This is a genomic window from Armatimonadota bacterium, assembly GCA_017993055.1.
In the GTDB taxonomy this organism is placed as follows: Bacteria; Armatimonadota; UBA5829; order DTJY01; family DTJY01; genus JAGONM01.
Map to the genome: position 1 here is coordinate 18054 of JAGONM010000023.1, position 14134 is coordinate 32187.

The window sequence follows — 14134 nt, forward strand, 5'->3', positions numbered from 1 at the left end:
GATGGAACGGCTGTTCTCGACGCTCGAGTCCGCGGTCGGGGGCGTGCCGGCGATCGCGCTGGGGGCCGCCTTTCTCTGGGGGGTCCTCAGCATCGTCCTGAGTCCGTGCCATCTTGCGAGCATCCCGCTGATCGTCGGGTTCATCAGCGACCAGGGGAAGCTGACCACCCGTCGAGCATTCGGGATCGCGTCGCTCTTCGCGGCGGGGATACTCGTCACCATCGCGCTGATCGGGGCCGCCACCGCGCAGGCCGGGCGCATGATGGGCGACGTAGGCCCCTGGGGCACTTATCTCGTCGCGGCGGTATTCTTCATCGTCGGCCTGCACCTGATCGGCGTCATCCCTATGCCGTGGTCCGGGCCGGGGCAGGTGGGGATGAAGCGCAGGGGATTCCTCGCAGCGTTCATCCTCGGCCTCGTGTTCGGGATCGCTCTCGGGCCGTGCACGTTCGCTTTCATGTGGCCGATTCTTGCAGTCACGTTCAAGGTGGCCTCGACGAACCTGGTTTACGCGATCATGCTGCTCCTCGTGTACGGCGTCGGGCACTGCTCGGTGATCGTGCTGGCGGGCACCTCGGCGGAACTGGTCCAGCGTTACCTGAACTGGAACGAGGAATCGAGGGGCGCTGCGATCTTCAAGAAGGCTTGCGGGGCGCTGGTGCTGATCGCCGGGGTCTACCTGATCCGGCGGATGATCTAGGAGCGGCCGATGAACAGGGTGCTCATACGAACGGTCATCTATAGCCTGCTGATCTGGGGCGTGCTCGTATTCCTGATCCTGAGGCGTTACTGGGGCTAGGCATCCGGGCCTCCTGCCGTCTACCGGCTTGCGAACCCCATCTCGTCCAGCCGCTCGCGCAGGCGATCGGTCAGATCGAGCGAGTCCAACTCCTCCGCCGATGCCCAACGTGCGTCGGACGCGTCGTCTCCCGGACGGAGTTCGCCGCCGACGGGTCGGGCGAAGTAGTCCACTATCACGTAGTGGTACTCCTCGTCATCGGTGATGATGTCGAAGACGCCCGCGACCTTGCCGACCTCGATCTCCAGCCCGGTCTCCTCGCGGACCTCCCGCCTGACGGCATCGGTCAGCGTCTCGCCCCACTCGACGCTTCCGCCGGGAAGCGACCACTTGCCTCTCGAAGGCTCGGCCCCGCGCCTGATGAGGAGCAGCCTGCCGTCCTGCGCTATCACCGCCGCCACCGCGGGCACGGGTCTTCGGATCGCCTGGTTCTTCATCGCCGGCATTGTATCACGCCTGCCGCCGTCCCGGGAAGGCGGGTGCGTTGACCGCGTGTTCCGATTTCTGATAAAATGCGTTCACATTTCGGAGGCGCAGATCGCGTCCGGCGGTCTCCCGCCTCGTGGGAGCAGGCCGATGCATCATCCCAGCAAAGAAGATTTCATCAAGCGCTCGCAGCAGGGCAACCTCGTACCGGTCTACCGTGAGGTCCTTGCCGACATGGAGACGCCCGTCTCCGCCTACCGCAAGATCGCGCGCGGCAAGTACTCCTTCCTGCTCGAGAGCGTCGAAGGCGGGGAGCGCCTCGCCCGCTACTCGTTCCTCGGAACGGACCCATTCCTCGTCATGAAGAGCAAGGGGCGCGAGGTGCAGATCGTCGAGCGGTGGCGCGCCGACAAGGTTCAGCTCGGCGACGGCGAAGACCCGCTTCACGTGCTGAAGAGGCTCCTCGGCAGGTACACCTACGTTGACGACCCGGACCTCCCGAGGTTCTGCGGCGGCGCGGTCGGATACATCGGCTACGACGCGGTCCGGTTCTTCGAGAACCTGCCGGAGAAGGCCGACGACGATCTCGACGTGCCCGACATCCTCTTCCTGCTCACCGACATCCTGCTCGTCTTCGACCACGTCAAGCACCGCATCAAAGTCGTCTGCACGCCGGAGGTCGGCTCCGACCCGGCCACGACCTACGATCTGGCGGTCGAGAAGATAGACGAGATCGTGGAGCGCCTGCGGACGACGGTCCTGCCGCCGGCCGGCGATCCGTCCGCCGAGGAAGTCGCCATCGTGCCCGACTCGAACATGACGAAGCCGGAGTTCGAGCGGATGGTCGAGAAGAGCAAGGAATACATCAAGGCGGGCGACGTCATCCAGGTCGTCCTCTCCCAGAGGCTCTCCGTGCCGCTGAAGGCGGACACGTTCAACGTCTACCGGGCGCTCCGATCGGTCAACCCGTCGCCGTACATGTACTACCTCCAGTATGACGACATGCAGATCATCGGCTCGTCGCCGGAGATACTGGTTACCGAGGACCACGGCGCGGTGACCGTCAGGCCAATCGCGGGCACCCGTCCAAGGGGCAATACGGAAGCGGAGGACCTCGCGCTGGAAAAGGAACTGCTCGCCGACGAGAAGGAGCGCGCCGAGCATATCATGCTCGTGGATCTCGGGCGCAACGATGTCGGCCGAGTCTCGGAGTACGGCTCCGTCAACGTGGACGAGCTGATGGTGATCGAGCGCTACTCGCACGTGATGCACATCGTGTCGAACGTGCGTGGCAGGCTGGCTCAGGGGATGGACCAGTTCGACGTGCTGAGGGCGGCGTTCCCGGCGGGAACTGTCTCCGGCGCGCCGAAGATACGGGCGATGGAAATCATCGAGGAACTGGAGCCGACCCGGCGCGGGACATACGCGGGCGCGATCGGGTATTTCAGCTTCTCCGGCAACATGGACACCTGCATCACGATCCGCACGATACTCGTCAAGGACGGCACGGCATACGTTCAGGCCGGCGCGGGGATCGTGGCGGACTCCGTGCCCGCGACGGAGTACCAGGAGACGATGAACAAGGCGGGAGCGCTGATCAAGGCCATCGAGCTGGCGCACACGGGCCTGGACTAGAACACAGATCAAACATAAGGAGACGGACAGCATGACCATTGAGCGGATCTCGGTTGATCCAAACATATGCCACGGACAGGCGTGCATAAAGGGCACAAGGATTCCTGTGCATCAGATCGTCAAGATGCTGGCCAATGGTGACGCTATCGAGGATCTGCTGAAGGACTATCCCTCGATCACCCGTGAAGACATCCTCGCCTGTCTCGACTACGCGGCGTCGCTGGCTGAAGAGCAGGTTTCGCCCCTCGAATCGCCCTTGAGCGCGGCATGAAGATATTGGCAGACGAGAACATACCATTGATGACCGTGGCCGAGCTGCGATCACTGGGTTGTGATGTCCTTGACGTGCGTGGTACACCTGGCGAAGGCATGAGCGATTCATCCATGTGGGAGACGGCTCAGCAACAGCATCGCCTGCTGGTGACCACAGACAGGGGATTTGCAGCCAAGCGAGAAGAGCCTCATTGGGGTATCTTGATCGTGCATCTTCGCCAGCCGAATCGCATCAAGATTCATCACCGTGTGATGGAAGCGGCCAGACGTTTTGACGAGTCCCAGTGGCCGGGTCTGGTAGTTATGATGAGGGACAACGTGATGAGCGTCTGGCCTCCGAGGTAGCACTGGAGTATTGGAGACACGCCATGATACTGATGATTGACAACTACGACAGCTTTACGTACAACCTGGTCCAGTATCTGGGCGAGATGGGCGAGGAACTGCGCATATACCGGAACGACAAGATCGCGACCGACGAGATCGAGGAAATGAAGCCGGACCGGATCGTGATCTCGCCTGGCCCGTGCTCGCCTAAGGAAGCAGGCATATCGGTCGAGACGATCAACCGGTTCGCGGGCAAGATCCCGATTCTCGGCGTGTGCCTCGGCCACCAGAGCATCGGATACGCGTTCGGCGGCGACGTCGTCCGCGCGGGGCGGCTGATGCACGGCAAGACCTCTATGATCGAACACGACGGCAAGGGGGTCTTCGAGGGAATGCCGAATCCGTTCGAGGCGATCCGGTACCACTCCCTGGTGATCGAGCCGACGACGCTCCCGGACTGCCTGGAGGTGACCGCCAAGACCGACATCGGCGAGATCATGGGCGTTCGGCACAAGGAGTTCATCGTCGAGGGGGTCCAGTTCCACCCGGAGTCCATTCTTACACAAGAGGGCAAGCGCCTGCTCCGGAACTTCGTGGATATGAAACACTGAGTGAGACCTGCTATGGGAACGGGAGGCGGTTCATGAGGCGTGCGCTGCCGGTGTTGCTGTTGTTTCTATCTGTCGCCGCCTGCGCCAACGACGGGGCGATAACCGGTGTCGGCGGCACCATCACGCCGATGCAGGGACACCGTTCCGTGCGCCTGGTCAGGGAGAAGGTTGATGTCCGTATCGGCTGGGAGAGCGCAAAGGTTCGATGCGAGTTCGTGTTCAAGAACGAGGGGCCGGCGACAACCGTCAAGATGGGCTTTCCGGAGGAGGCGACCGGAGTGGACGTGGGGCCCATCAGGAGCAGCGATCTCAAGAATTTCAGTTCCTGGGTAGACGGCAAGCCGGTCAAGACCACCTTCGTTCCAACCAGGCCCGGTCCGGCGTCTCCCGGCGAGACGTACAGGGCCTGGCACGTGAAGAATGTGTCGTTCAAGGCCGATCAGACCAGGGTGGTTGTAGACGAGTATACGTCGCCTCTCGGCCAGGACAGCATGGGAGGCAGATCGTTCTCGTACATTCTTATGACCGGCAAGAGTTGGAAGGGCAAGATCGGCGAGGCCGTAGTAACCCTGGACGCCTCCGACGTGGCCTCGTTCTACGAGCCGCAGTTCTCCGACGCGCTCGAGGGTCATGTGAAGAAGGGCGGCATGATCGTCTGGACCGCAAGGGATTTCGAGCCGAGCGCCAACGTCGGCCTCGACCTTAGGCCCTGGGGCATTTGGCTCGGAGACCCCGCCGAAAGTGTTCACCTGCAGGTGGACGATCCCCGGCTGTTCGGAGAGCAGGGAGTCGTCATGGCGATGGTAAGGGGGCTGGAGTGGATCGAAGGCTGTCACGTGGCCTGGGATGAAGCCGCGAGCGAATGCACAGTGACGTACGGCAACCGTTCGCTCAGCATGAAACCGGGCGACAAGTCGGCTTTTCTTGACGGGGAGAAGATCGCGCTCCCCGCGGCGCCGTACATCAAGTGGTCGAGCCTGCATGCGCCGGTCCTCACGATAGCGGAGAAGCTTGGAATCATGGTCGAGAGGGACGACAAGACCCGCAGCATACACATCGGCAGGCCGACCGGACCAGGTGACGCTCGGCCGCGAGGTACTGATGTATGATTCGTGAAGCCATCAACAAGATAGTCCTGGGCGAGCACCTCGGCGCTGACGAGGCGGCGGAGGTCATGATGGAGATCATGGAGGGCGAGGCGACTCCCGCCCAGATCGCCAGCCTGATTACCGCCCTCCGTATCAAGGGCGAGACCGTCCATGAGGTGAGCGGATTCGCTCGGACCATGCGCGAGAAGTCCGTCCGCATCCCCACCAGGCGGAGGGCCGAAGTGATGGACACCTGCGGCACGGGCGGAGACCGATCGAACTCGTTCAACATTTCGACCACCGCAGCGTTCGTGGTCGCGGGTGCAGGAGTACCCGTCGCCAAGCACGGGAACCGCGCGATGTCGAGCAAGTGCGGGAGCGCCGACGTTCTGGAGGCGCTCGGGGTGGACATCACGCTCGGGCCGGCGCAGGTCGGCAAGTGCATAGATAAGGCGGGCATCGGTTTCCTCTTCGCCCCGGCGTGCCATCCCTCGATGAAGCACGCGGTCGTTCCGCGCAAGGAGATCGGCATCCGAACGGTCTTCAACATCATCGGCCCCCTGACCAATCCCGCGGGCGCGCGCAGGCAGCTGATAGGTGTTTTCGACGAGCATCTGACCGAACTGATGGCCGGGGTGCTCCTCGAGCTCGGCAGCGAGTCGGCGATCGTGGCTCACGGGTATGATGGTATCGATGAGCTGTCGACGCTTGGCCCGACCAGGATCACCGAGCTGTCCGACGGCAAGCTGGAGACCTACGACATCTCGCCCTCCGAGTTCGGACTCCCGACCGCCGACCGCGAGCAGTTGGCGCAGGGGGCCGATCCCGCCGAGAGCGCCCGCATAGCGGAGGGAGTCCTGACCGACGACGACGGCCCGAAGCGCGACATCGTGTGCCTGAACGCCGGGGCCGCGCTCAAAGTCGCCGGGAAGACGTCATCATTGAATGACGGCATCGCCCTCGCCCGGGAGACCATCGAGAACGGCAAGGCGCTCGGGGCATTGAACGGACTCCGCAAACTGAGCAGGGAGTTGGCAGGGAGTTGATTCTCGACAAGATCCTGGCAGACAAGCGCGCCGAGGTCGAGGCGCTTCATAAGAGCGCTCCCGCCGAGTACCTGATGACAATGGCTCTCGAGGCCGACCCACCCTTGGACTTCAGGGCAGCCATAGCTCCCCTCCTTACCAAGGAGGGGCTGGGGGAGGTTCGGTCTGCGCGGTCCGACATCCGCCTGATCGCCGAGGTCAAGAAGGCCTCGCCCTCGAAGGGTATCATCCGCCCGGACTTCGATCCGGTGGCGATCGCGCGGAGGTATGAGGAGACCGGCGCGTCGGCGATATCGGTGCTCACAGACGAGAAGTACTTCCAGGGCAAGCTCGAGTACCTGACGCAGATCCGCGAGGCGGTCGGCATCCCGCTCCTGCGGAAAGATTTCATCATTCACCGCATACAGGTCTACGAGGCGCGCGCCGCCGGGGCGGACGCGATCCTGCTGATCGCGGCGGCGCTCCCTCCTCACGATCTCAGAGTCCTGATGGGGGTTGCCCGCGATATCGGCATGGACTCGCTCGTCGAAGTGCACACTGCGGAGGAACTGGAGACTGCCATCGAAGCAGGGGCGCGCATCATCGGCATCAACAACCGCGACTTGCAGACCTTTGAGACCGGATTGGAGACGACGCTCGAACTGGCGGCGAAGGTCCCGCCGGACAGGGTGTTGGTGAGCGAGAGCGGGATCAACACCCGCGCGGACGTCGAGCGGCTGATGGCGGCCGGCGTGGACGCGATACTCGTCGGCGAATCGCTCGTGCGAGAGCCCGATCCGCGAACCAAGGTGAGGGAACTTCTTGGTTAGGGTCAAGATCTGCGGTATCACGAATATCGAGGACGCCCTCGCCGCCGTCCAGGCGGGCGCGGACGCGCTCGGCTTCGTCTTCGCGGAGAGTCCTCGGAGGGTTGACGTCAAGACCGCCCTGGATATCCAGGAGCGGCTTCCGCCGTTCGTCAGCACCGTAGGGGTCTTCGCAAACCAGGACGCGGATGAGGTCTACCGCATCTGGAAACACACCGGCGTCCATTTCGCGCAGTTGCACGGCATACCCGGCCCACTGGGCGATTTCGCATCTCCCGCCGGGGGGTTCGGCTGGTACAGGGTCATACAGGCGCTCAGGGTGCAGTCGGCGGAGGGCATCCGCCGCGCGACGGCCGATGACGCGGTCCGGGCGTGCGCCGCGCTCCTGCTCGACACTCACGTCGAGGGGCTGATGGGCGGCACGGGCCTCACGTTCGATTGGAAACTGGCCGTGGAGGCGAAGTCGCTCGGAAAGCCGGTCATCCTCGCGGGCGGACTGACGCCCGACAACGTCCTGGAGGCCGTCCGCACGGTCGCGCCCTACGCGGTGGATGTCTCCACCGGAGTCGAGTCGTCTCCCGGAAGGAAAGATCACGAGAAGATCAAGGAGTTCGTATTCAATGCCAAACGCCGCATCTAACCTGCCGGACGACCTGGGCCATTTCGGAGACTACGGAGGCCGGTTCGTGCCGGAGACGCTGATACCCGCGCTCGACCAGCTCTCGGAGGAGTACGAGCGCGCGAAGGGCGATCCGGCATTCCAGGAGGAACTGGACTACTTTCTGCGGGAGTACATCGGGCGGCCGACGCCGCTCTACTTCGCCGAGCGGATCACCAGCGAGCTGGGGGGCGCGAAGGTCTACATCAAGCGCGAGGACCTCTGCCACACCGGCTCGCACAAGATGAACAACGTCATGGGCCAGATCCTGCTCGCCCGGCGGATGGGGAAGCCCCGAATGATCGCGGAGACCGGCGCCGGCCAGCACGGGGTCGCCACCGCTACCGGGTGCGCGCTCTTCGACTACGAGTGCGTCGTCTACATGGGCGAGGAAGACGTCCGCCGCCAGGCGCTGAACGTCTTCCGGATGGAACTGCTCGGCGCGACGGTGATAACGGTGAAGTCGGGCTCCCGCACCTTGAAGGACGCGATCAACGAGGCGATGCGCGACTGGGTCACGAACGTGGAGCACACGCACTACATCTTCGGCACGGTCGCCGGCCCGCACCCGTTCCCGGCGATGGTGCGAGACTTCCAGTCCGTCATCGGCGCGGAGGTGAAGCGGCAGATGCTCGAGAAGGAGGGCCGGCTGCCGGACTACCTGCTGGCGTGCGTCGGCGGCGGGAGCAACGCGATGGGCCTCTTCTACCGCTTCATCGGCGACGACGGAGTGAAGCTGGTGGGGGTCGAGGCGGGCGGCGACGGCGTCGAGACCGGGCGCCACGCTTCTACTCTCGTCGCCGGGTCGCCGGGGGTGCTTCACGGTGCGTCGAGCTATCTCATCCAGGACGCGGACGGGCAGATCATCGAGACGCACTCGGTCTCGGCGGGGCTCGACTACCCCGGCGTCGGCCCGGAGCACAGTTACCTCAAGGACGCCGGCCGCGCGGAGTACGTCTCGATCACCGACGCAGAAGCGCTCGACGCGTTCGAATGGCTCGCTCGCACGGAGGGCATCATCCCCGCGCTCGAATCGGCGCACGCCGTGGCCTACGCCAGAAAGCTCGTGCCGACGCTTGCGAAGGACCGGATCGTGGTCGTCAACCTGTCGGGCCGGGGCGACAAGGACGTGGAGAGCGCGTCGCGGATCATGGGTCGGGAGGTGGCGAAATGACCCGCGTCGAGAGGCGTTTCGCCGAACTGAAGGCGGCCGGCGAGGGCGGGCTGATCTGCTTCGTGACCGCCGGCGACCCCGACCTGGAGACGACTCTCGGCGTCGTGCTCGAACTCGACCGGGCGGGAGCGGATATCGTCGAGATCGGGATTCCGTTCAGCGACCCGATCGCGGACGGGCCGTGCATCCAGGAGGCGTCCATGCGCGCGCTCAGGCATGGGGTCAACGTTTCTTCGGTACTGGAACTGGTTCGTTCGATTCGGACGATATCGGAAGTGCCGATTACTCTAATGACATACTACAATCCCATCCGACAATATGGATTGGTGAGTTTCGCCCGCGACGCGGCCGATGCGGGAGCCGATGCCGCGATCATCACGGACCTCACGCCGGAGGAGTCGGGCGCGTGGAAGTCCGCGGCGGACTCGCATGGAATCAATACGGTGTTCCTGCTCGCGCCTACGAGCACGAATTCCCGGATCGAAAGTGTTGCCAGGCTCGTCTCTGGATTTGTATACTGTGTATCCAGGACCGGAGTTACGGGCGCGCAGGGCCGGCTCGCGGAAGGAATAGGGGGACTGGTCGAGAGGATCAGGAGGCACACCCCTCTGCCGGTCGCAGTCGGCTTCGGAATATCGAAGCCGGAGCACGTCGCCGAGGTCTGCTCCCATGCGGATGCGGCGGTCGTCGGGAGCGCGCTGGTCAACCTGATTGCGAACAGCGCACGCAAGGATGATCTGCAGGCGGAGGTGGGCCGGTTCGTGTCCGCGCTGAAGGATGCGACGCGCGGCGGGAGGTAAGTCGGTGTATACACGAGAGCAGTTTTCCAAGCTCATAGACAACACGTATCTGAAGGCTGCGGCGACCAGGGAAGAGATGGTCCGGTTCATCGAGGAAGGGCGCCAGCACCATTTCGCCGCGCTCGTTGTCTTCCCCTACTGGGTTCCCCTGGCCGTCAAGATGCTGGACGGCACCGACGTGAAGGTCTGCACGCCGATCGGCTTCCCCTACGGCACGGTCACCCGCTCGACAAAGGTCTACGAGGCGCGAAACGCCGTCACGAACGGCGCGGGCGAACTCGACGTCGTCATGAACGTCTCGGCGCTGAAGTCCGGCGACATCGAGTACGTCCAGCGCGAGCTTTCCGAGATAGTGAGCGCTGCCCAGCTCTCCGGCCTCACCGAGGACTCCCGCCGCACGCTCGTCAAAGTCATCATCGAGACCCCCGCTCTCACCGATGACGAGAAGATCACCGCCTGCGAGATCGTGCGCGACTGCGGGGCGGACTTCGTCAAGACCTCGACCGGCACGGCCGGCAACGGCGGCGCGCTCCTGGAGGACATCCGCCTGATCCGGACGGTCCTCGGCCCCTCCATCGGCGTGAAGGCCGCCGGGGGCATACGAACCATCGAGCACGCGATGGACCTCCTCGACGCGGGCGCCAACCGGCTCGGCACCAGCACGGGCATCGCGCTCGTCGAGATGTACAACCCCGAAGAACTGCTCAAGCCCGTTCAGCAGTAGGGCGAAGCCAGGAATCAGGATTGTGAAGGCCGTTGGGGGCGGAGGTGAACTCCGTCCCCTTTCTGTTTATGGGAGGAACTGACCGCGCGAGGTCGAAATCATATCTGTGAAGCAGAAGGGCCGAGGAGCGCCATCGCCCGCCTATTCCCAGTCGCCCTGCCATTGCCGATGGTGATCTGGGTCGGTTGGCACACACAGGTAAAGGAGGCGAGACCGTGAACACAGACATCCAGGACCTGCAGACGCAGAAGCCACTCTTTCTGTATGTTCCGCCTGCAAGGCTCATCGTCCTGTCAATCGTATCCATGAGTCTTTACGAGGCCTACTGGATGTACAAGAACTGGAGTTACATCAAGGACCGTGACGGATTGCACATAAGGCCTTTCTGGCGAGCGGTGTTCGGGGTATTCTACTGCCATGGTCTTCTTCGCCGCATACACGATGACAGCGACGCCTGTGCCTTCGAGTCCCCCCGTTTCTCCCCTGGAGGATTGGCCACCGGGTGGGTGATCTTGATAATTCTTGCCAACATCGTCAGCCGAGCTCCAGGCCTGACTCCGAGCATAATCTCCGCCTTCATCCCCTCTTTCTTATGCCTTGTTCCGGTGCAGAACTATGTTAATTCCGTAACGGAGAAGCGAGATCCACTACAGCAATTTTACGGGTGGTCTTTAGGGCACATCATTTGTCTCGTCTTGGGACTTGCTATGTGGGCGCTGCTATTGATCTACTCGGGATCTGAAGTATAGGCGATCGGCAAACAAGGCGTTGCCAGCTATCCGTTTCTGCCTGCGGGTCTTGAACCTTGAACTTTGAACTCTGAACTCCCCACCATGCGCTCATACACCGCCAACGTCATAGTCCTGCGACGGATCAGCTTCGGCGAAACCGACCGGATCGTCACGCTCCTCGCGCGCGAGCGCGGCAAGCTCTCCGCGATCGCCAAGGGCGCGCGCAAGCCGATCAGCCGCCTCGCGGGCCCGACCGAGCTGATGACCTACAGCCGAATGCATCTCGCGACCGGCCGCAACCTTGACATCATCACCCAGGTGGACGTGAGGGAGTCGTTTCCCCGAATCCGCTCGGACCTCCAGAAGGTCGCCCACGCTACGTATCTGCTGGAACTCGTTGACCGAATGACCGAGGAGCGCGAGCCGAGCAGCGACCTGTTCGACACCCTGCTGTCTTCGCTCTACCTGCTGGAGAGGCCGAACGACCCGGAGACGATCGCGCGGATGTTCGAGCTTCAGTTCATGGCGCTGCTGGGCTACGAACCGGTATTGGACAAGTGCGTGCGGTGCCAGGGGGCGATTCCGGCGGAGGAACCGCACTTCAGCCCGTCGCTAGGGGGCGTCGCCTGCCGGGAGTGCGGGCCGCTGCCGGAAGATGCGATACAGGTCGCGCCCGAGACCATCGAGACGATGCGCCGGCTTATCACCGCCGAGGCGCCGGAGATCGAGCGCATGGAGATCGGGCCGGACGAGATGGATCAGATCACCCGCGCCATGCGGTGGTTCATCCGCTTCCACTGCGACCGCGACATCAAGAGCGCGGAGTTCCTGGAAGCGATACGAGGGGAGTAGCAAGTGGCCAACATCGTGTTGATCGGGCCGCCGGGCGTCGGCAAGAGCACCGTCGGAGTGCTCCTCGCCAAAGCGCTGTCGATGCCGTTTGCCGATACCGACATCATCATCCAGGCCGCCGAGGGGCGACGCCTGCAGGATATCCTCGATTCCGAGGGGGACGATGCCTTCCGCGAGATCGAGGAGCGGCACATCCTGGCGCTCGACCTCAAGAACCACGTCGTCGCGACCGGCGGAAGCGTCGTGTACAGTCCGGCGGCGATGGCGCACCTGAAGGCCGTGGGGCGAATCGTGTTCCTGAACTTACCCTGCGAGACGCTCCTCGAGCGCATCCAGGACCTCGATACTCGGGGCGTCGTGCTCCCGTCGCCGCAGACCTTCCGCGACATGTACGCCGAGCGCCTGCCGCTCTACGAGAAGTACGCTGATTTCATCGTCGAGTGCACAGGCCTCTCCCACCAGCAGGTCGTGGACCGGATCGCGGGGAAAGTAGGGATGGAATGACGGAGTGGTGATGGATGTCACCCTGAACTTGGTTCAGGGTCTACCCCGCCGTGCCAGGGTGGATGCTGAATCGAGTTCAGCATGACGCGACCGTGGCAGCTCCACCACTCCATCCGGAGGTTTGCTATGAACAGACGCGAGTTCTTGAGTGGGCTCGGAGCGGCGGCGATGGTCGGCGGATTCGGCCTCATGGATCGGACGATGGCCGCGCCCGGTCGGAAGCCGAACTTCCTATTCATCCTGATGGACGACATGGGCTGGGCCGACCTCGGCTGTTACGGCAGCAAGTACCACGAGACGCCGAACATAGACAAGCTCGCGGCCCGGGGGATGAGGTTCACGCAGGCTTACGCGGCGTGCCCCGTATGCTCGCCGACGCGCGCCAGCATCATGACCGGCAGGTATCCCGCACGCATTGGTCTGACCGACTGGATCGCCGGCCACAAGAAAGAGAACCCGAAGCTGCTCGTCCCGGCGTTCCACCAGGAGTTGCCGCTGGAGGAGATCACCATCGCGGAGGTGCTCAAGTCGAACGGCTACGCCACCGCCGCCGTCGGCAAGTGGCACCTCGGCACGGAGCCGTTCTGGCCGGAGAAACAGGGCTTCGACTTCAACTTCGGCGGCACACACCGGGGCAGCCCGGGGAGCCACTTCTACCCCTACGGGATTCCGAACATCACCACCGGCAAGGAAGGCGAGTACCTGGACGACCGCCTGACCGACGAGGCGATGAAGTTCCTGGACGCCAACAAGGACAGGCCGTTCCTGCTCTACATGCCGCACTATGCGGTGCACACCCCGCTCCAGGCTCCCGAGGACCTGGCGGACAAGTACGAGGCGAAGGCCGGGGATGCGAAGGGGCAGAGCGACCCGAGGTACGCGGCGATGATCGAGAACGCCGACAGGAACATCGGCCGGCTGATGAAGAAGCTCGACGACCTGAAACTGACCGACAACACCGTGATCATCTTCATGTCCGACAACGGCGGACTGCAGAGAGCGACGCGCAACGACCCTCTCCGGGGCGGGAAGACCATGCTCTACGAGGGAGGAATCCGCGAGCCGATGTTCGTCGTGTGGCCGGGAGTCGTGAAGCCCGGCACGACCTGCGGCGGCGTCGTGACCAGCACCGACTTCTTCCCCACGATGCTCGAGATCGCCGGCATCAGGAAGGCCGCCGAGACCGCGAAGGACGGTGTCAGCTTCGTCCCGCTCCTCAAGCAGACGGGCAAGCTGCACCGCGACGCGGTCTACTGGCACTACCCGCACTACCACCCCGCGGGCGCGTGGCCCGGTGGGGCGATCCGGGCGGGCGACTGGAAGCTGATCGAGTACTTCGAGGACGGCGGCCGGGTGGAGTTGTACAACCTGAGGGACGATGTGTCCGAGACCCGCGACCTCGCGAAGGAGATGCCGGGGAAGGCGAGGGCGCTCAGGGCGCGGCTCGCGGCGTGGCGCAAGTCGGTGGACGCCCCGATGCCGACCGTGAACCCGGACTACGACCCGTCGAAGGACAAGCCTCAGGAGCCGGTCGTCTGGTGAGCAGACCACTCGTTGCCGTGAACACGACGACACGCCACCTTGGGCCGCGAACACGTCACCCTGAACTTGATTCAGGGCCCACCGCTGTTCACGCAGCCCGGGACGGATGCTGAATCGAGTTCAGCATGACCAGACGGC

The 14134-nt window shown here is 63.7% G+C and carries 17 protein-coding genes; 16 read left to right on the forward strand and 1 reads right to left on the reverse strand.

The features are described 5' to 3' along the window. The first annotated feature begins 1 nt into the window (after window position 1). Entirely contained in the window at window positions 2-700 is a 699-nt protein-coding gene (locus tag KBC96_09790; GenBank protein MBP6964685.1) for a cytochrome C biogenesis protein, read from the forward strand. A gap of 119 nt (window positions 701-819) precedes the next feature. Here KBC96_09790 and KBC96_09795 read toward each other — a convergent pair whose 3' ends face one another. Beyond that, window positions 820-1236, reverse strand: a complete 417-nt coding sequence (locus KBC96_09795; GenBank protein MBP6964686.1) for an NUDIX hydrolase — start codon at window positions 1234-1236, stop codon at window positions 820-822. A 139-nt stretch (window positions 1237-1375) separates the two neighbouring features. Between KBC96_09795 and trpE the strand changes: the two genes are divergently transcribed. From trpE to KBC96_09870, 15 genes are all read left to right on the forward strand, one after another. After that, window positions 1376-2860: an anthranilate synthase component I gene (trpE, locus tag KBC96_09800; GenBank protein MBP6964687.1), complete on the forward strand. Its 1485-nt coding sequence runs from the start codon at window positions 1376-1378 to the stop codon at window positions 2858-2860. Between the two features lie 31 nt (window positions 2861-2891). Next, window positions 2892-3131: a DUF433 domain-containing protein gene (locus KBC96_09805; protein MBP6964688.1), complete on the forward strand. Its 240-nt coding sequence runs from the start codon at window positions 2892-2894 to the stop codon at window positions 3129-3131. Then, entirely contained in the window at window positions 3128-3478 is a 351-nt protein-coding gene (locus tag KBC96_09810; GenBank protein ID MBP6964689.1) for a DUF5615 family PIN-like protein, read from the forward strand. The genes KBC96_09805 and KBC96_09810 overlap by 4 nt, the downstream gene beginning before the upstream one ends. A 23-nt stretch (window positions 3479-3501) precedes the next feature. Beyond that, the gene (gene pabA / locus KBC96_09815) at window positions 3502-4071 is read left to right on the forward strand and encodes an aminodeoxychorismate/anthranilate synthase component II (protein ID MBP6964690.1); all 570 of its coding nucleotides are present in this window, start codon (window positions 3502-3504) and stop codon (window positions 4069-4071) included. Between the two features lie 32 nt (window positions 4072-4103). Next, window positions 4104-5180, forward strand: a complete 1077-nt coding sequence (locus tag KBC96_09820; protein MBP6964691.1) for a hypothetical protein — start codon at window positions 4104-4106, stop codon at window positions 5178-5180. After that, window positions 5177-6205: an anthranilate phosphoribosyltransferase gene (gene trpD / locus KBC96_09825; protein ID MBP6964692.1), complete on the forward strand. Its 1029-nt coding sequence runs from the start codon at window positions 5177-5179 to the stop codon at window positions 6203-6205. The genes KBC96_09820 and trpD overlap by 4 nt, the downstream gene beginning before the upstream one ends. Continuing rightward, a complete protein-coding gene (gene trpC / locus KBC96_09830; GenBank protein ID MBP6964693.1) occupies window positions 6202-7014 on the forward strand; it encodes an indole-3-glycerol phosphate synthase TrpC in 813 nt (270 codons plus the stop codon). Before trpD ends, trpC begins: the two co-directional genes overlap by 4 nt. Next, window positions 7007-7651 (forward strand): phosphoribosylanthranilate isomerase, encoded by a 645-nt coding sequence (locus KBC96_09835; GenBank protein MBP6964694.1) that lies wholly within the window; start codon window positions 7007-7009, stop codon window positions 7649-7651. Before trpC ends, KBC96_09835 begins: the two co-directional genes overlap by 8 nt. After that, window positions 7632-8843, forward strand: coding sequence for a tryptophan synthase subunit beta (gene trpB, locus KBC96_09840; GenBank protein MBP6964695.1), 1212 nt, complete (start codon window positions 7632-7634; stop codon window positions 8841-8843). Before KBC96_09835 ends, trpB begins: the two co-directional genes overlap by 20 nt. Next, on the forward strand, window positions 8840-9643 hold the full coding sequence (gene trpA, locus KBC96_09845; GenBank protein MBP6964696.1) for a tryptophan synthase subunit alpha: 804 nt from the start codon (window positions 8840-8842) through the stop codon (window positions 9641-9643). The genes trpB and trpA overlap by 4 nt, the downstream gene beginning before the upstream one ends. Beyond that, window positions 9621-10367 carry a deoxyribose-phosphate aldolase gene (gene deoC / locus KBC96_09850; GenBank protein ID MBP6964697.1) on the forward strand — a complete coding sequence of 249 codons (747 nt, stop codon included), beginning with the start codon at window positions 9621-9623 and terminating at the stop codon, window positions 10365-10367. Before trpA ends, deoC begins: the two co-directional genes overlap by 23 nt. Before the next feature lie 215 nt (window positions 10368-10582). Next, complete coding sequence (locus KBC96_09855) at window positions 10583-11116, forward strand: hypothetical protein (GenBank protein ID MBP6964698.1); 534 nt, start codon at window positions 10583-10585, stop codon at window positions 11114-11116. A gap of 63 nt (window positions 11117-11179) precedes the next feature. After that, entirely contained in the window at window positions 11180-11950 is a 771-nt protein-coding gene (recO, locus tag KBC96_09860; GenBank protein MBP6964699.1) for a DNA repair protein RecO, read from the forward strand. A gap of 3 nt (window positions 11951-11953) precedes the next feature. Beyond that, window positions 11954-12454, forward strand: coding sequence for a shikimate kinase (locus KBC96_09865; GenBank protein ID MBP6964700.1), 501 nt, complete (start codon window positions 11954-11956; stop codon window positions 12452-12454). A 189-nt stretch (window positions 12455-12643) separates the two neighbouring features. After that, on the forward strand, window positions 12644-13996 hold the full coding sequence (locus tag KBC96_09870; GenBank protein ID MBP6964701.1) for a sulfatase: 1353 nt from the start codon (window positions 12644-12646) through the stop codon (window positions 13994-13996). The last annotated feature ends 138 nt before the right edge of the window (window positions 13997-14134 follow it).

What these genes read in the sequence shown, in the direction of transcription:
- KBC96_09790 (MBP6964685.1), top strand. Translation starts at nt 2, where the DNA reads ATGGAACGGCTGTTCTCGACGCTCGAGTCCGCGGTCGGGGGCGTGCCG.
- trpD (MBP6964692.1), top strand. Translation starts at nt 5,177, where the DNA reads ATGATTCGTGAAGCCATCAACAAGATAGTCCTGGGCGAGCACCTCGGC.
- KBC96_09870 (MBP6964701.1), top strand. Translation starts at nt 12,644, where the DNA reads ATGGATCGGACGATGGCCGCGCCCGGTCGGAAGCCGAACTTCCTATTC.
- trpB (MBP6964695.1), top strand. Translation starts at nt 7,632, where the DNA reads ATGCCAAACGCCGCATCTAACCTGCCGGACGACCTGGGCCATTTCGGA.
- deoC (MBP6964697.1), top strand. Translation starts at nt 9,621, where the DNA reads ATGCGACGCGCGGCGGGAGGTAAGTCGGTGTATACACGAGAGCAGTTT.
- trpA (MBP6964696.1), top strand. Translation starts at nt 8,840, where the DNA reads ATGACCCGCGTCGAGAGGCGTTTCGCCGAACTGAAGGCGGCCGGCGAG.
- trpE (MBP6964687.1), top strand. Translation starts at nt 1,376, where the DNA reads ATGCATCATCCCAGCAAAGAAGATTTCATCAAGCGCTCGCAGCAGGGC.
- KBC96_09810 (MBP6964689.1), top strand. Translation starts at nt 3,128, where the DNA reads ATGAAGATATTGGCAGACGAGAACATACCATTGATGACCGTGGCCGAG.
- KBC96_09805 (MBP6964688.1), top strand. Translation starts at nt 2,892, where the DNA reads ATGACCATTGAGCGGATCTCGGTTGATCCAAACATATGCCACGGACAG.
- KBC96_09820 (MBP6964691.1), top strand. Translation starts at nt 4,104, where the DNA reads ATGAGGCGTGCGCTGCCGGTGTTGCTGTTGTTTCTATCTGTCGCCGCC.
- pabA (MBP6964690.1), top strand. Translation starts at nt 3,502, where the DNA reads ATGATACTGATGATTGACAACTACGACAGCTTTACGTACAACCTGGTC.
- KBC96_09795 (MBP6964686.1), bottom strand. Translation starts at nt 1,236, where the DNA reads ATGAAGAACCAGGCGATCCGAAGACCCGTGCCCGCGGTGGCGGCGGTG.